This window comes from Lactobacillus sp. VURO6/B1 (VP7) (assembly GCF_058139575.1).
In genome coordinates this window covers 1-17,204 of sequence record NZ_JBVOWJ010000013.1, presented here as the reverse complement: position 1 = coordinate 17,204, position 17,204 = coordinate 1, and the positions used below count along the sequence as shown (strand labels likewise).

General features: G+C 37.0%; 14 protein-coding genes. 10 read left to right on the top strand and 4 right to left on the bottom strand.

Translation table 11 applies throughout. The features are described from left to right. The first annotated feature begins 100 nt into the window (after positions 1 to 100). Positions 101 to 1,348, top strand: a complete 1,248-nt coding sequence (locus ACZ2M0_RS08095) for a CPBP family intramembrane glutamic endopeptidase (RefSeq protein ID WP_490059107.1) — start codon at positions 101 to 103, stop codon at positions 1,346 to 1,348. 274 nt (positions 1,349 to 1,622) lie between these two features. On the opposite strand, the gene ACZ2M0_RS08090 is transcribed toward ACZ2M0_RS08095, so the two are convergent. From ACZ2M0_RS08090 to ACZ2M0_RS08075, 4 genes are all read right to left on the bottom strand, one after another. Continuing rightward, positions 1,623 to 1,823 (bottom strand): hypothetical protein, encoded by a 201-nt coding sequence (locus ACZ2M0_RS08090; protein WP_223902808.1) that lies wholly within the window; start codon positions 1,821 to 1,823, stop codon positions 1,623 to 1,625. A gap of 157 nt (positions 1,824 to 1,980) precedes the next feature. After that, positions 1,981 to 4,011, bottom strand: coding sequence for a KUP/HAK/KT family potassium transporter (locus ACZ2M0_RS08085; RefSeq protein ID WP_223902809.1), 2,031 nt, complete (start codon positions 4,009 to 4,011; stop codon positions 1,981 to 1,983). A gap of 121 nt (positions 4,012 to 4,132) precedes the next feature. Then, positions 4,133 to 4,579 (bottom strand): hypothetical protein, encoded by a 447-nt coding sequence (locus tag ACZ2M0_RS08080; RefSeq protein WP_490059106.1) that lies wholly within the window; start codon positions 4,577 to 4,579, stop codon positions 4,133 to 4,135. 240 nt (positions 4,580 to 4,819) lie between these two features. Beyond that, complete coding sequence (locus tag ACZ2M0_RS08075) at positions 4,820 to 5,683, bottom strand: hypothetical protein (protein ID WP_223902811.1); 864 nt, start codon at positions 5,681 to 5,683, stop codon at positions 4,820 to 4,822. Positions 5,684 to 5,887: 204 nt separating this feature from the next. On the opposite strand from ACZ2M0_RS08075, the gene ACZ2M0_RS08070 reads away from it, so the two are divergent. The 9 genes from ACZ2M0_RS08070 to ACZ2M0_RS08030 form a co-directional block, all read left to right on the top strand. Further along, positions 5,888 to 6,106 (top strand): DUF1659 domain-containing protein, encoded by a 219-nt coding sequence (locus ACZ2M0_RS08070; protein WP_223902812.1) that lies wholly within the window; start codon positions 5,888 to 5,890, stop codon positions 6,104 to 6,106. A gap of 43 nt (positions 6,107 to 6,149) precedes the next feature. After that, positions 6,150 to 6,398 (top strand): DUF2922 domain-containing protein, encoded by a 249-nt coding sequence (locus ACZ2M0_RS08065; protein WP_462985329.1) that lies wholly within the window; start codon positions 6,150 to 6,152, stop codon positions 6,396 to 6,398. A 518-nt stretch (positions 6,399 to 6,916) separates the two neighbouring features. After that, complete coding sequence (locus ACZ2M0_RS08060; RefSeq protein WP_490059105.1) at positions 6,917 to 8,704, top strand: SLAP domain-containing protein; 1,788 nt, start codon at positions 6,917 to 6,919, stop codon at positions 8,702 to 8,704. A 151-nt stretch (positions 8,705 to 8,855) separates the two neighbouring features. Next, entirely contained in the window at positions 8,856 to 9,698 is an 843-nt protein-coding gene (locus tag ACZ2M0_RS08055) for a hypothetical protein (RefSeq protein WP_490059104.1), read from the top strand. Positions 9,699 to 9,929: 231 nt separating this feature from the next. Further along, positions 9,930 to 10,421: a sigma-70 RNA polymerase sigma factor region 4 domain-containing protein gene (locus tag ACZ2M0_RS08050; RefSeq protein ID WP_490059103.1), complete on the top strand. Its 492-nt coding sequence runs from the start codon at positions 9,930 to 9,932 to the stop codon at positions 10,419 to 10,421. A 122-nt stretch (positions 10,422 to 10,543) separates the two neighbouring features. After that, entirely contained in the window at positions 10,544 to 11,761 is a 1,218-nt protein-coding gene (locus ACZ2M0_RS08045) for an SLAP domain-containing protein (RefSeq protein WP_490059102.1), read from the top strand. A 45-nt stretch (positions 11,762 to 11,806) separates the two neighbouring features. After that, positions 11,807 to 12,991: an SLAP domain-containing protein gene (locus tag ACZ2M0_RS08040; RefSeq protein WP_490059101.1), complete on the top strand. Its 1,185-nt coding sequence runs from the start codon at positions 11,807 to 11,809 to the stop codon at positions 12,989 to 12,991. 163 nt (positions 12,992 to 13,154) lie between these two features. Next, positions 13,155 to 14,984, top strand: coding sequence for a cation:proton antiporter domain-containing protein (locus ACZ2M0_RS08035; RefSeq protein WP_490059100.1), 1,830 nt, complete (start codon positions 13,155 to 13,157; stop codon positions 14,982 to 14,984). Between the two features lie 844 nt (positions 14,985 to 15,828). Next, the coding region (locus ACZ2M0_RS08030) for an SLAP domain-containing protein (RefSeq protein ID WP_490059099.1) at positions 15,829 to 17,204 on the top strand (1,376 nt) is incomplete at its 3' end.

The following is a 17,204-nucleotide window of genomic DNA, read 5'->3' as shown; positions in this document are numbered from 1 at the left end:
AATGGCTTTTTTTGTAAAGGTAAATAATAATTTTACTTATTTTAAAAAAGGATTAAAGATATATTGAAACACATTTTATATTTACTATAATGTAGTTACCATGAAGAATTTCAATCAAAACGCTGTATCAGCACGTACATCAGAAACAAATCGGATAATAAAAATTTTTCATTTAGCACAAACTGTGGGACAAATATTGATCTTACTAATTTGCGCTACTCTGGGTTTTGTTAATAGAAATCTTTTTAATCAAAGTCAAAGGCTTGCCATTTCACTCTCTCTTATTTTTGTTTGTTTACAATTTTCTTTATTACAGACTGAAAGTGAACAGCCGAAAAGATGGCAATTGATTAACCATTACATTGAAACTATAGCAATTTGTTACACTTTGCCAATTAGTTTGTCTTTGCTAACAAAATTACTGAATTACTATCATTTGATCAATGGCACTTTCTGGATGCTTTTGGTTACTTTATATTCCCTTATCATGTATATTCCAATGGCTAAATTAGCCTTAAGTCGGGTGAACAATAATTGGGGCAGAATTTTGCTATTGATGTTTGTTGTCTATGACGTCCGTGTTGTAAGCAAGATTGCCGGAACTTTACGGTACAACAAGGTATTGCACCAGATAAATAATTCGGGTTTGTCTGGAATTCCTGTTTTAATCATCATTACTGTTTTGGTAATGACCAGTTGGAAAATACAAAAACCACACTTTCTATATAGTCGGAATGACTCAATTCTGTTTTCTAGCTTAATAACTTTGCTTTTAGCGGGAGTTTTACTTTTAATTGCTTTATCCCCCTTAGCCAAAGTTGATAACATTGCCGATACTTTGAGTTACTATTTTGATCAAATTAATCTTGGTATTATCGGGTCAGCTATACGAACAGGGATTGCTGAAGAATGGCTAATGCGTTTTTTAGTTATTGCTCTTCTTGCTCAAATTTTTCAAAGCAGTAAGTATCGTATATACTTAATTGTGTTATTTGATGGTCTACTTTTTGGGTTTTGGCATATCACCAACATTGCCTATCAAACGCCATTAACTACTTTGCGCCAAATGTTTGAGGTAAGTGGCGCGGGGTTGGTACTTGCTGCTATTTACCTTTACACACATTCGCTACTGTTAAATATGACCTATCATGGCTTATATGATTTTATTCTATTTCTTCAAGCTGGTATCGGCGAATATGGCAATCCAGTTAAGTCTGCGGTGCAACCTACTATGATGGATTGGCAGGGAACCATTTTGAGAGTGACTATTTATGCAGCTATAGCTTTAGTTATTATTTGGACCAAACGGAGACAAGAAGTAATCGCAAAAAACTTGGCGCAAATGTAATATTTTAAATTGCAGTTTAGGAAGTCATCAAGATTTTACGCAAGATGGAGAAATTAGAAAGAATCTGTTTGACAGTGAAATTCTAAGAAAATTTTTTCCGAAGCAACAGGATTAATTACCATTGATTTTGATTCCATAATTGACAAAGTAATTAAGAAACGCATAAGCTAGACTTTAGCTTGTGCGTTTTTGGTTTGAATAGTTTTCATATAACTAGTTTAGACATATGATTAATAAAAGAGATTTGGTTTATGGGGTTAATTAGTTTTAAAAACTAAAGAGCCACAAAATCTACCAACTTTTCATTAATTAAAATTTGATAAGCATAATATTCAGGTCCAATGTGTTGCACAATGGAGTCGCTTACTTCAAGCTTATCAATATATTTATTCATAATTCGCTGGGCTTGGTCTTCACTTATACCTTTACTCACAGCAAAGGCGACCATTTGCTTAAGGAAAATATCTCTATCCATTGTACTCACACCTCACTATCCTAACTCGATCAACTGCTATCTGTTTGACTAGACTTTTACTACTTGGTCATGATTTCTTCATATCACTTATTATAAACGCTTTTTGCTTAAAATAAAGCCGCCCCGACTCTAACAAGTCGTGGACGGCTATTTTATATTATTCAAATTCTTTGTTCTTTAGATTGGAATAGTCGCGCGGTGCAACTCTCTTAATATGCAGGTTATGTCTTGGTTTACCTAAAATGAGTGGAACTTCCTCGACCACAGTGTCTGTGTATTCCAACCCAAACCATGAAGCTGGATTAGAAGAGAGGTTTTGTAACCAAACCCGTGCTTTTAACATAACTTTTTCAAAACCTTTAAGTCGAGTTAAAGGACTGACAACTTCATTAACAATTACAAATGAGAAGTCACCTACTTTACGACCGGGAGTTGTAGTATACTCCTGAGGCTGTGCTTCGATAGTACCATCTTTAATTAAGTCATGGACTATTTGGCGCAGGTAAACATTAACACTGGTTTGTTTCTTGAACCCAAGATATAGCTGAACGTTAATAACATTCTTAGTACCAAAAGTATTAACAGCATATCTAGCTGTGAAAGGTTCGTTCGTGATGTTAACTGTCACAAACCAATAGGCCTGAGCACGTTTAGGTCTTTTATCCAAGATGGAGTACATGATTTCACGTTTGACAAACTTATTATATTTAACTTTAGCCATGTAGACCAAGTTAGTCGCATAAGTAGGGTAATCGTCATCATGACTTAGGTCTGTTAACATATCAGTGTATTCGTCCAAACGGACATAGGTATGAGCACCTTCATGCTTGTCGCGAACTTTATTGCCAAAGTACCAGATGAACATAATGACACCAATAAAGCCGGCAATTAAAACGGTGACGTAACCACCATGCATAAATTTGGTCAAACTGGAGATCAAGAACATGCCCTCAATAAAGCCAAAGGCGATTAAAAAGCAAAGGCGCAATATCAATGGGTGATGCTTTGAACCCAAGTATTCAAAGAGCAGCAATGTAGTCATTAACATTGTGACCGTGATTGACAGACCGTAGGCCGCTTCCATGTGTTCTGAAGTTCGGAAGAAAATTACGATAGCGATAGTTGCCACGCAAATCATTTTGTTAACGGAAGGAATGTAAATTTGACCATGCTTAGTAGTAGGGTAATTAATATTCATTCGTGGTAAAAATTTTAGACCACTTGCTTCAGATACTAATGTAAATGAACCGGTAATCAAAGCCTGGGATGCAATAATTGCGGCTACTGTAGCCAAAATGATGGCAAAAAGTCGTAAATTTGCTGGTACAGCTTCAAAGAACGGATTAAGTTCACCGCCGTTTGTTTGGTAATGTGGATTTTGCAGAATCCAAACTCCCTGACCAAGATAATTTAAAGACAGGCAGAGAAAAACATAAGGCCAGGATCCGCGAATATTTTCTTTACCAACATGACCGACATCAGAATATAGCGCCTCTGCACCGGTAGTGGCCAGAAAGATTGAACCTAAAATGAAGATGCCGGCTTTATTAGAGGGACTAAAAAGAACTTTAATAGCCCAAACGGGATTCAGTGCTTCTAAAATTGACCAGTCATTAGCCATATTATAGAGACCGATAACGCCTAAAAATGTAAACCAGACAAACATTATAGGACCAAATGCTTTACCAATGCTGCTGGTGCCTAGCATTTGAATTGAAAATAGTACCAGCAGGATAGCGATCGTAATAATGATGACGGCATTCTGATTAGGAACGGGAACGTGGGAACCGAAGTGCATGTTCTTCAGTCCTTCAATCGAAGTGGTGACCGTCACAGCTGGAGTCAATGTCCCATCAGCTAAGAGGGCTGCTCCACCAATCAGTGCCGGCATGACCAGCCATTTGGCTCGTTTACGTACCAAAGCATATAATGCAAAAATGCCACCTTCACCACGGTTGGTAGCTCTGAGCGCAATCATGACGTATTTAACGGTGGTAAGTAGTGTGACTGTCCAGAAAATGAGCGAAATTGATCCTAAAATCAGTTCACGATCAACATTGGCAATGCCACCGTTACCCGTAACGATTGACTTCATTACATAGAGCGGACTAGTTCCGATATCACCATAAACGATACCGATGGTAATTAATAGACCGGCAGCCGAAATCCGCTTTTTCTTTTTATCCATAGTAATTATGTACTCCCATAGACAATATTGAAATATTCATTTTTAAGTAAAAAAGAATGTCAGTGTGGCATTCTCATTCAAGTATCTATTTTGTTCTTTTTTTTGCTTTAGTACAAGTAAATTATGATAAAGAAGTTGAAATTTTACTGCGACGCTCTTCGTACCAGTTATTCCAGTCTTTATATGATGTCATTTTTTCTGCATCAACACCATCTTTAGCAGCAATTTCGTCAATTATGCTTTGGAAATTCTGAGCATGGTATTGCAAAACATGTTTAACCAATTCTTTGCGAGTGAATTGAATGTTGTTAAGCAGATAGTGGTTAATGTCAACCATGTTGGAATTGGTATCATATAAGTTCATGATTTCCAAATCGCGCTGGTTAAACTGAGCAATGTAAAAGTCAGCGAAAACTTTAAGATAATCCGGTTGCTCTATAAACTCTTCTTCTGGCATAGTGGTCCATTTAGCGTCAGGCATCACAACCTTGATTTCTTCTTCTTTATCCTTTTTTTCTTGTCCTTTTTCGTTATCTTTTTCTTTGCTATTATTTTCTTTTTCAGTCAAAGCAGACACTCCTTTAATAAAAATAGGAAACGTGAAAGTCAATAGTCATTTTACAGAGTTTAGGCTATAAAAGCAACTATTGGAGCAGTTTAACCTCTATATATGATAGTTTTTAATAATATTAATAAAATTATAGCATTTTGCACAACTGCAATAAAATAGATAAACCGGCTAAATAAAAACCGTCCCATGTAGTGATCGGGACGGTTCAGCATATTGAGTTTAGCCTATTATTGTTTGCTACGGCTTAAGATAGTTTTGAATATCTTGTTTGGTAATTTTGCTTGGTTTAGTTCGACCAGACTTTCTGTAAAGATCGATCAGATCTTGCGGACTCCAAGACATTGAATCATAGCCAAACTTGCCTACACGTTTACGCAGTTGCGCTATTTGCTTGTTAGTAACTGTTTTACCATGTACCTTGTGGTTGCCCATTGAACCTTCACCGGTTTTACCGGCATTGCCAGTATCTGGTCCTTTGCCTGAAATTGAATTGTAGCTTTGACTTGAAGAACCATTATTATTTTCTTTAGCAGCTTTTTGATTATTTGCTAATCCCTTTTCTGCCTTCTTCTTGTACTGACTGTAATATTGTTCATCAATATAAGGCAGATCTAGTACTTTTTGATATTGGTCAGCTGCTTTAAGGTATTGCTTAGCTAATTCCGCTTGGGATGCAGCGAGGAAGATTGGTTGAATTTCATGTTCATAATTATCTTGAACGTCTTCGATAGTAGTCTTTAATTTTTTACCTTGTTTTACTAAAACTGCATAGCCGTTTTTTCTTTGAATTACATTGCTAGTTTCGTTTAACGCATCATTATATTTGCCTTTTTTAGTTGCGTTAATTGCGGAAATCATATAGTCTGACTGGTTTTGATAAGCTTTAGCCTGGTCAGTCTTTTTGATACTGAAAGCCTTGGCAAATGCTGAGCTTGCTTCTGAATAGTCCTTATCAGCAACCGCATTTTTACCAGTAGTCATTGCACTATTATAGGAAGCTTCAACTTTATCATTATTGGATTTTTGTGTTGCGTAAAAAACGCCACCTCCAATAGCGATAATTATTACTGCTACAATCGTGCCAATTGTCGTTTTTTTCATAATAGGAATTTATCCTCCTTACTAATACTTAGTTTAATTATAGATGGTTTAAGCAGATTTGACTACTCAATGGTGTTTTTTCACCTTTACGGGACCATTTTTTAAGAAAAAATGTTACATTTTGCCGCCCATTTTCGTTAGTAATAGTGTAAGACATCTGGCGCGCGGGTCGATTACACTATTTAGAAAAGGAAGAAAAATAATATGAATTTTGCATTATTAGAACAATCAGTCCAATACACATTTTTAAATTCCAAATACAGCAAAGACGGTACTAAATCACGAATTTTAAAGAACGTTAAAGAAGGAGCAACAGCTGGCGGTTTGGCTAAAGTGGGCGCAGCTTTAGCACAGCTGCAGGGTGATGATCTGGGAGCAGCAACTTTAATTCAAAAACAGGGTATCCCTATTGGTGATGAATAATCAAGTCGCAAAAATAAAAATGATTAAGACAGGAGCAAATAATATGGTAACTAAGACCAAAACTTTACAACTAGTATTTCTAAACGGGGCCAACAAAAAGGTTAATTTGTCTTTACCAGATGCTGCCGCTAATTTGGCAGGAACAGAGGTAAAAAATGCAATGGAAACAATAGCAAATGCAAAAGCATTTGCACACGAAGGGGTGGATCTGTATAAAACTCCACAATCTGCTTCATATGTTGAACGAACTGTTACTAGTTTGTTCGATAATACTCAGGGTCAGTCAATGTAACCTGCAGTTTTTGGAGACCATTAAAGAAACGATAGTTAAAATCAAACAATTTTTACGGTAAAAATAATTAGTAAAGATAGGAAATCACGTCAAGGCAAGTTTGGCGTGATTTTTACTTTATTCCAAATTATTTTGTTATTATTTTGTAAAATTCAATAAAAATAAAATAACTTTATTAGCGCAGAAAAACATTGAATGTATTACTGTTAAGGGTTTTATTAATTCTTGAAAAATAAAAAATGAACAAAAAAGCTGTAAGCGTTTATTACAAAAGTATGTTAAATAACTACATGTCTTGCAATTTAAGCAAAAGGTAGGTACAATAAGAAATGTGGTAAGTAATAGCTATGCTTCAGGTTCGAAGCCTGTACGCATGCGCGTTCTTCAGCTCGAAAGCTACCTCATAAGAGTTATAAACTTATGAATTCGGCTTGAAGGGTGTTGTAACAATGTAGGCTCATTACGACTGAACCTATAGCCTATTACTATTTTGTATATACACAAGGAGGAAAGACCACATGAAGAAAAATTTAAGAATTGTTAGTGCTGCTGCAGCTGCTTTATTAGCTGTTGCTCCAGTCGCTGCAGCCGGTGTATCAACAGTATTTGCTGATACCACTATTCCAGTTGTTGGCGGAACTACAACTGATGGCGTTACTACTGCTAAATTGGAATTAAATGTAACTAACGCTGCCAGTTTAGTAGATGGCGATGTAGCATCCAAAGTTGCTGCTTCACTTGCTACCCCAACTTTACCAACAGGTGCAAATGTAATTCCTGGTAAAGCTTCTATTTATGAAGCTACAGCAAATGCTGATGGCACTGGTACAGTAGCTGCTAATACAAAAGCTGCTGATAAGCTTGAAAAAGGCAAGTCTTATGTAGCTAAAGTTCCAGTTACTATTAGCGGTTTGAAAGCTAATACAGACTATACTGTTAATGGTAAAAAGGAGACTTCAGATGGTACTGGTGTAATTTCAGGCGTTCAAGTTCAAAGTAAAGTATTTAGCGTTGCTAATACAGCTTTGAAGGGTGCTCCATATGTTACATTTACACAAGACAGCAAAGAAGTAATTGCTGACTCTGGTTCTGTAGATCTTGATGCAAATAGTTACACAGTTTCTGCTGTAGCTGACAAGATTGACGCTTCAAGAGGTAAGAGTGGTAAGTACACAGTTAAAACTACTGCTGGTAACGATCCTCAAGCCGCTAAAGCTAGTTTCTTAAATCTTGAGCAAGATATTAGAGATGGACTTAAGGCTGCTGGTGTTACTGTAAAGGCTGATGGCAGTTTTGACAAACCAGCTGCTCCATTTACATTTACTGCGCACTTATATGCTACTAATGGCAAAACCGCTACATTTAATGTACGTGTTAACTCAACAGCAACTGATGGTGATGATTCATTCCCTCAAATGTACTTTAATGGACAAAAAGATGCGTTGAGGGGTACAACTACTCTTGACTCAGTTGGTGATGTTAACTTCAACTATGTTCCAGTTAATGGTGTAGTTGATACTAAGGCTATCCAAAATGCCTTTAAGACCCAAGTAAGCAAGACTGATGGAACTGTTATGATTCCTACTGTTGATGCAAGCAAGGTTAACACTAAGGTTGCTGGTAAGTACCCAGTTACTGTAACTGCAACTAATGCAGATGGTAAGACTACTAAGGTTACTTTCTACTTAACTGTTGGTGTTAAGGGTGCTACATACAAGACTGTTCAATCTGATGGTGACGTTACAGTTTACAAGATTGACGGTAACACTGTAACTGATTCTAAGACTACTGTTAAGAACGGTGATCAAATTGCTATCTTTGGTGACCCAATCAAGGTTGGCGAGAAGACTTACTCTCGTATTAACAGTGCTGACTCAGACCTTTACGTAGAGAGTAAATTTGTTGACGGTTCATTCAAACCTGCAGACAAGGTTAAGAAGACTGTTATGCACAACGCATACATCTACGACAAGGATCACAAGCGTGTTGGTACTAACATGTTACGTGCTTACTCCACTGTTGAAGTAATCGGTGCAGCTACTAAGCTTGCTGACGGCAGCTTGGTTTACAGCATTGGTGACAACCAATACGTAATGGCTGACAACATTGATGGTACTTCACGTACATTGAGCCACAACGCTTATGTATACAAGACCAGCAAGAAGCGTGCTAACAGAAAAGTATTGAAGGCTGGCTCACAAGTTACTACTTTTGGTTCACCTTACACATTCAAGAATGGTAAGGCTTACTACAGAATTGGTGGACCTGCTAAGCAATACGTTAAGGTTGCAAACTTTGCTAAATAATTAGTCTTATAGCTAATTAAGAAACAGGAGCGATTATATCGCTTCTGTTTTTTTGTGCTTTTGAATTAGTTTACGCGTGATTGATCTATGCAAGCGATAACATTTCCAGTATAATAGTATTCGTCTACTTTAATTAAAGGAGAGGAATGAATTGTTAAAAAAAGAAAGTGATATCTGGAACCTGCCTAGTGGACATAAATATCGCTTTTGGTCGCAAAAGCTTTTACGCCAAAGAATTGGCATAGATCAGGAAATAGATAAATACTTAATTGAGGATGAACTTTATTGTGTAAATCCCGGAACTATTGCTTTATACCAGTTTCAGAAACAACCACTTTTAGGCAAATACAAAAGTGTGATTTTTGACTGTAATCAGGGTATTGTTTTAAGCTGTCGCAGCACTCAGGCGCATTTGACTTCTTTTGCTCAGAATTGTCTATTGGCAGGGCTGGAATTTCAAAGGGAATTTGCACGCAAGATTAATCTAGTTGGGCACAACGTGATTGCCACAGGTCGCTTAGCTTATTTTTCATTGCGTAGTTATAATACAGGTAATATTGACTGGATTGCTTTGCATAATATGGCAAATTTTGAGTCGCTTCGAAATAATGTAACTGCTTTTGAATCCGTGACAACAAATCGCTTCAGTTATATTTTTACGTATGATAATTGCAGCCGTCACATTCCCCGCAAAGTAAGCGATAGCTTGTTTTTTAATCACGCGCTTTATCTCTTAGGTACACTACATTTAAAAAGTAATTTGGGCTGGCGGGTTAAAAGGTCTGTCGGAGATTCTCTTATCGATCAATCTTCTTACTTTCATCCACACCAATCCCTGGAAGAATTATCTTTAAAAAAAGTAATGAGTGAATTACTGGATAAAAAGCATGCGCGATATGGCAATTATTTGGCTGATTACTACGAACTGCCATTAATTTCTGATGCTCATAAGTCTGCTTATTCAAACAGCAAGCGACCAGATACTCTATTTTAAGAAAAAACACGATCTTTAAGAATTTCGTGTTTTTTTTACTCTTTTTTAACCCGTAGATTTATTGTAATTATAATATATGAGGCAAGCTTTAAGAAACTAAAAGAAAAATTTAAATGTTTGTTAATTTAGCAGTTAAGAACTTAATATTATGTTTTTTAAATTTTAAGCAAGATTGCTAATCTATAAGAGCACAAGCGCTTGTGACATATTTGAAACAGAGGAATGTCACAAATGAAGATTAAGAAAAAAGCATTTATCACTGCATGGCAGAATCAGAAATTAGTCAGAGGCGCATTGAAGTCTGCCCACGTCAGAATGGACTATACTAATTACGAAGACTTTTTGCAGGAAGGTATAATAATTTACGCAGAAATGTTAACGAGGTTAGCAAATAGAGCAAGAACTGAAGTTGATCGGCTTAGTTTTCGCAAAATTATCTGGCATACTTTAGATTTATTGCGTAAGCAAAAGCGAATAACTGAGCAAGAAATTGTTTTTGACTCTACAGAGCAGGTTGGCTTGCTGGATAACTGGAATAATCATTTAGCACTCGAACAAGAACTGCCACAATTGACGCAGGTAGAACGTATGTTGTTTTTTGATCATTTGCTTGGTGGTCAAACAATCAGTGCTTTAGCTCAGAAGACAGGGATCAATCGAGTGCAGCTGCAAAGATTAAAACGAGATCTTTTGTATCATTTACGAGAAGTCTTAGACAATTAAATTACTATTTGTAATATTAAAATCGGCAATATTACTTTTTGACTACAATTAAGCGGATTCTATTGTTAATACTTTAATTGCCCGATACAATAAAGATGTCGGTTAAGGAGGAAATTTTATTTATGAAAAAAAGACTAATCACTGGTTTTTCGGCGGCTATGCTTAGTACAGCGCTCTTGATGCCAGTTACCAACAACTTAATTGCCAATTCTCCAGCAAAGGCTGAGACAGTATCTGCAGCTAGCGCAGATGAAACAACATTTTTAAATACTGCTGTTAAGCAAGCACAAAAAGTTTCTAAAAAATATGGCTTATACCCTTCAGTTATGATCGCACAAGCAATTGTGGAATCTAACTGGGGCAAATCCGGTCTAGCTGTTAATGCCAATAATTTATTTGGGATGAAAGCTGATGACAGTTGGCAGGGAGCCACATATTCTTCTAAAACACGTGAAGAAGACAAAAACGGCAAGAGCTATTACGTAACAGCTAAGTTTAGAAAGTACAATACCTATCAGGACTCATTTGCTGATAATGGTAAAAAACTTCGTTTAGGTGTTACTTGGCAGCCAGAGCGCTACAAGGGAGCATGGCTCGAAAATGCTGCTTCTTATGCAGATGCCACCAAGGCTTTAACTGGTACATACGCTACCGCCAATAATTACAACACTATCTTAAATACCAGAATAACAACTTCGAACTTAACGCAATATGATCCTAAGATTTCGAACACCAGCAAATCTTATGTTGTTAAAAAAGCAGGTGCCACTTATGCCTGGCCAACTGACCACTCAGTATCTGCCAAAACCGATTCAGTTGCTAAAGGCGATGCAGTTACTGTAACTAAGACCATTACTTTTTATAACGGTAAAAAGCGCTTGTACATTGCTGGTAAAGGCTGGGTTAACGATACTATTTTAAATATGGGCAGTGCTCTTCCACCAGCTTCTCAGGCTCCAAAGGGTGAGAAGAAGGTTAACAAGACTTTGATGCATAATGCGTATGTTTATAATTCCAAAGGCAAACGCGTAAAAAAGTCCAAGGCAATTAAAGTAGGCAATACCGGTAAGGTGATTGCTACTTATGGCACTAAAACTATTAACGGCAAAAAGTATTATCGGGTTGGTGAAAATCAGTACATTGCCAGTGGTAATATTGACGGCACTATGAGGCTTCTTAAGAAAAATGCTTTTGTTTACAACGATTATGGCAATCGTGACAATAAAAAGGTGTTAAAGAAGGATCAATCTGTCGCAACCTACGGTGGAGCAATTTCAATATACGGACTTAAGTATTACCGAGTAGGTATTCACCAGTATATTAAGAAAGGCAATTTCTAGACAAAGTTAATTTCTCACAAACAAAATAAGGAATGAAAAAATTAGATGAAGATAAAGAAACTAATAACTACTGTTGCTCTCGGAGTAGGTTTAGTTGCACCTATTTTTAACGTCAATCAATCTCAGGTAGTAGAAGCTGCCTCTATCAACTCAATTGCTAAGCAAAACAGCTATGTTGGCGTTACTTTCTTACATAAAATGCTCCAAACGCAGAACATTAAGTATAACAAGTTTTACGCTCATGGTAATAAAATTAAGTACAGAAAAGGGAAGCCGGAAGGTATTGTAATTCATGAAACTGCAACTCCTGGTGCTTCCGCATACAATGAGGCTATTTACTTTAATCGTGAATGGAAACATATGTACTCTTATGTTCACGCTTTTGTTGATCACAAGGAGGTTATTCAGATGATGACTCCTAACTATGGCGTTTGGGGTGCTGGGGCAGTAGCCAATAACCGCTTTATTCAAATTGAACTTTGTCAAGAAACTACCAGAAAAAAATTTGCTAAAAGTGTGAATAACGATGCCATTTATGCGGCTAAGCTGTTGCACAGATATAACATCAAGCCTTCTAATGCGTCTCATACTGGTAAAGGAACAATTTGGTCCCATCATGCCGTATCGCGCTTTTTAGGAGGTACTAATCATACCGACCCTGATGGCTACTTCAAAAAATGGGGTTATTCCATGAATGACTTTTACTCACTTTTGAAGCACTATTACGATTTACAGGCAGCAGAAACCGTTACTTCTACCGTTCCTGATGACAGCACGGTAACTGATGATTCATCAAATACAGCAGATTCAACTGAACCAACTGATTCAGCGAATACACCTACAACTGATACCGACTCTGTTTCTCAAGCACCGACTGGTAAGAAAACTTTGATGCATGATGCTTATACATATGATGCTCAAGGTAAACGTACTAGTGCGACATTAAAAACCGCTGGGACAGTGGTAACCGTGGCACAAGAAAAGGTGATAAATGGTAAAAAATATTTGCAAATTGGTGAGAACGAGTATGTTGTAGCCAGCAATATCGTTGGTTCCAAGCGTGTTTTGACCCATAATGCCTATATTTACGATACTACCGGAATTCGTATAGGCACCAGCAAGCTTTTAAAGGGCAAATCCGTTCGGACATACGGTGGTCGTGTTAATATTAATGGCAATAAGTACTATTCAATTGATACTAATCGCTTTGTTAAAGCAGATAATTTTTAAAGAAAGAGACAAGTCATGACAATTGGCATGACTTGTTTTTTATGTGCAACAGAATTTTAATTGATTGCTTTTTGGAAGCTATGAATACTTGCCACCCTTTTTATTTTCTCTGCTCGTCAATATTTTGTATAATCGACTAAGAATAAATGAGGAGGTAATCCTGGTGGCACAGTTGTCTTTATTCCTAGTTGTTTTGTTTGCTTTAATTGTTCCTATTTTAATGGCCCGATTAAAGGTAAATGCTGTTCCTACGGCCGTTGCAGAAATTATCATTGGTATTATTCTAGGTGCCAGTGGCTTTAACATTGTACAGCTAACGCATGACCTAGCGTTTTTATCAAATTTGGGCGTCATTTTGTTATTGTTTTTGTCGGGGATGGAAATTAATTTTGATTTACTGAAACCAAAGCATAAGCAAGAAAAAAAGCCAGGTCAGGTATCTCCCTTTAAAATTGCTTTAGAAGCATTTTTTGGTGTAGCCCTTTTATCTGTCTGCCTCGCATTAGTTTTAAAATGGCTTGGCTTATTTGGCGATACGATGCTTGCAACCATTATTTTCATGACCATTGCACTAGGAGTGGTAATTGCGACCTTAAAAGAAAAAGATATATTAAATAGGCCGATAGGTCAGACGATTTTATTGACTGCAGTTTTAGGAGAAGTAATTCCCTTAATGCTGCTGACGGTTTATGCTGCGATTAATGGTGGCAATACCAGACAATTGTGGCTCATTATTTTGCTATTTGGAGTGGCTATTTTGCTGTTGTGGCGCTTTAAGCAGCCTTATTTGTGGTTTGTTAAAGTGACCAAGTCAACTACGCAGCTAGATGTGCGGTTAGCCTTTTTCTTGATTTTTGCTCTGGTAACAGTAGCTGAAAGAGTTGGAGTAGAAAATATTTTGGGAGCATTTTTAGCCGGTATTGTCATGAAGTTGCTGGAGCCTAGTCAGGAAACTGCTGATAAGTTAACTTCAATTGGCTATGGTTTTTTTATTCCCATTTTCTTCATTATGACGGGAGTTAAACTCAATTTAAGGTCACTTTTGGCCCACCCAAAATCACTGATTTTATTACCAATATTAATCTTGTTTCTGTTCTTGGCTAAAGTACCTGTTGCTTTGGTTTACGCGCAAAAATTCGGTAGCAGAAATGGTATTGCCGGTGGTTTTTTAACTGCAACTACGATTACTATCGTTTTACCAACTCTAGCAGTAGCACGTAAATTAAATGTTATTACACGGCTGCAATCTGATGTTTTTATCCTGGCTGCTGTGATCGTCTGCATTCTGTGCCCAATTTTATTTAACGCCATTTTTAAATTGAAAGCAGAAGATCGGATTAAGGAAAAGGTCGTGATTTTGGGTACGAATGCCTTGACTGTCCCCGTAATGCTTGACCTGCATGATAACTGGTATTCAGTTAAGATGTTTACTACCAGTAACGAACACTATCATATTTATAAAAGCCGCGTGCCACAGCTAAAATTATTATCCCAATTGGATAGTGAGAGCTTGACACAATCTGGTGCTTTTACTGGTAATATTTTTGTTGCGGCCATGAGGTCTGACGAAACTAATTTACGACTGGGGCAATTGGCAAAAACTAAGGGTAATTTCAAACGCATTATTATTTGTCAAAAACGTGCAGACATTGCCAAGGTTGAGCAATTGCGCAGCAACGGCATGGAGGTTTTTGACTTAAGTAATGTTACTTCTTCGTTGTTGCGAGCACTGATAGAATCGCCCGCTGTTTATAATGTGCTGAGCGATACCAAAAATGCTGTCTATTCTGTTGTTGTCCGCAATAGGCAGTATTCAGGCCGTCAATTAATGGATTGGGATCTAGCAAGTGACATCACTGTCAGCCGTATTCGCCGAGGACAAGAGTGGCTGGTCCCACATGGTCATACGGTTATTGAAATGGGAGACGAATTGATATTTACTGCCAAGTATCAGGTTGCTGACCGTATTCGCAGAGTTATAGGCAATAAGTAATTTAACTAATTAAAAAGCAGTTTGCTATCGAGCTGCCAAGTTTGAAATCTAACTAAGGACTAACTTCCGGATGCAACGAGAGTTAGTCCCTTTTGCATGTTTCATTCTTTATCCAAATATTGTTACAAAAACTAAAAGGTGACTGGTTTTAGTTTTAACTTATCAACAAAAAATATCTATGTATAGTTTTAAATTAATAGTAAAAAGCCCAGGTACGGGTAAAAAAATTGTTAAAAAATTGTTTCTTTCTTTAAAATTGCACCAACTATAATTAATGTAGCTACAAGAGAATGAAAAAGCAATAAAATCAAGGTAACTGGGGCAAACTTTTGGGTATAGTGTCTTGATAGTTTGTATGGTGCAAATGGAATAGCGAAAAAACATATTATGAACAAATTTTTTAAAATTTCTCGGTTACCTTAAAATAACAGTAAGTACCATGATTTATGGAAATAATATATTATGTTTTGCTAATTTAAATATTAGATAAATAAAGTTTGATGAATTACTTTTATTAATAAATGTGATTTATTACATTTTCTGCTATATAAGGAAAAACATAAAGATTGAACATTCTCTATTATTTTAATTCAAGTTGTTTTTTATTCGAAATAACAAAAAAGTTTGAGTATTTAGCATATACAACAGCAAATCTAATAAAATAACAATAATATATCTTGATTTTTGATTTAAACTTAGAAATTACTTTATTTATTAAAATTATACCCTTTTTTTTGAGTGTTTATGGTGATAGAATGAGATCTAGGTAGCTTAAATATAGTTATATTGTTCTTGTTTTTAAATTGAGAACGTTGAAATTTAGTACTAAAAGGAAGTTTCAAAAATGAGTAAAAATAGTTTTTACAAGAAAATGATAGTATCAGTAGCTGGTGCTGCATTATTAGCTGTTGGTGCTAATCAAACACCAAACAACTCTTTAAGTAATGCGCCAACTGAAGTTAGCGCAGCGAAGAAATCTGCAAAGACTAAGAAAGTTCATGCAAATTCTGCTGTTTACAAGAAAAAAGGCAAGAAATTAGTTAAAACTAAGAAACTTGTTAAAGCAGGTAAAAAGGTAAAAGTTCTTGGTAAAAAGACTATTAAAGGAAAAGTTTACTATAAGATTGGCAAGAACCAATACATTAAAGCAGTCAATGTTACTGGTAAAGGTGCTAAAGTAGCTAAGAATACAACTTTAGTTACAAGAAGTGGTAAAGCTATAAAGAACGGTAAAGTTCTTAAAGGCAAAAAGATCAAGATCTATGGTAAAGCTGTCAAAATCAAGGGCAAGAAGTACTACTTAACCTCAGCTGGTTACATCAAAGCTAGTGCTTTAGCTAAGAAGAAGGCTACACCAAAGCCAAGTTCAAACCCTTCAACTAGTTCAAATGGTTCTAATGGTTCAACCGGTTCAAATGGTAGCAACTCTTCAACAACCTCAAACGGTTCAAACGCTTCAAATAGCTCAAACAGTTCAACTCCTACAACAGGTTCAAATAACACTGGTTCAAGTAATACAGGTTCAACCCCATCAGGTTCAACTCCATCAAACAGTTCAAATGGTTCAGGCAGCTCAAACGCATCAAACAGTTCAACTGGCTCTGAAGGTTCAACTGGCTCAACAGGTTCAACGAGTTCCACTGGCTCTGAAGGTTCAACGAGTTCCACTGGCTCTGAAGGTTCAACCGGTTCAACTGGCTCAACCGGATCAGAAGGTTCAACTGGTTCAACCGGATCAGAAGGTTCAACTGGCTCAACCGGTTCAACAGGTTCAACTGGCTCAACCGGATCAGAAGGTTCAACTGGTTCAACCGGATCAACAGGTTCCACTGGCTCTGAAGGTTCAACCGGTTCAGAAGGTTCAACTGGTTCAACCGGTTCAACAGGTTCAGAAGGTTCAACCGGTTCAACAGGTTCAGAAGGTTCAACTGGCTCAGAAGGCTCAAATGGCTCAGACAACACATCCGGTAGCTCAAATGGCTCAGATAACAACTCCGGTAGCTCAAATGGCTCAGACAACACATCCGGTAGCTCAAATGGCTCAGACAACACATCCGGTAGCTCAAATGGCTCAGATAACACATCCGGTAGCTCAAATGGCTCAGATAACACATCCGGTAGCTCAAATGGCTCAGATAACAACTCCGGTAGCTCAAATGGCTCAGATAACAACTCCGGTAGCTCAAATGGCTCAGACAACACATCCGGTAGCTCAAATGG

What these genes read in the sequence shown, in the direction of transcription:
- ACZ2M0_RS08095 (WP_490059107.1), top strand. Translation starts at nt 101, where the DNA reads ATGAAGAATTTCAATCAAAACGCTGTATCAGCACGTACATCAGAAACA.
- ACZ2M0_RS08090 (WP_223902808.1), bottom strand. Translation starts at nt 1,823, where the DNA reads ATGGATAGAGATATTTTCCTTAAGCAAATGGTCGCCTTTGCTGTGAGT.
- ACZ2M0_RS08085 (WP_223902809.1), bottom strand. Translation starts at nt 4,011, where the DNA reads ATGGATAAAAAGAAAAAGCGGATTTCGGCTGCCGGTCTATTAATTACC.
- ACZ2M0_RS08075 (WP_223902811.1), bottom strand. Translation starts at nt 5,683, where the DNA reads ATGAAAAAAACGACAATTGGCACGATTGTAGCAGTAATAATTATCGCT.
- ACZ2M0_RS08070 (WP_223902812.1), top strand. Translation starts at nt 5,888, where the DNA reads ATGAATTTTGCATTATTAGAACAATCAGTCCAATACACATTTTTAAAT.
- ACZ2M0_RS08065 (WP_462985329.1), top strand. Translation starts at nt 6,150, where the DNA reads ATGGTAACTAAGACCAAAACTTTACAACTAGTATTTCTAAACGGGGCC.
- ACZ2M0_RS08060 (WP_490059105.1), top strand. Translation starts at nt 6,917, where the DNA reads ATGAAGAAAAATTTAAGAATTGTTAGTGCTGCTGCAGCTGCTTTATTA.
- ACZ2M0_RS08050 (WP_490059103.1), top strand. Translation starts at nt 9,930, where the DNA reads ATGAAGATTAAGAAAAAAGCATTTATCACTGCATGGCAGAATCAGAAA.
- ACZ2M0_RS08045 (WP_490059102.1), top strand. Translation starts at nt 10,544, where the DNA reads ATGAAAAAAAGACTAATCACTGGTTTTTCGGCGGCTATGCTTAGTACA.
- ACZ2M0_RS08040 (WP_490059101.1), top strand. Translation starts at nt 11,807, where the DNA reads ATGAAGATAAAGAAACTAATAACTACTGTTGCTCTCGGAGTAGGTTTA.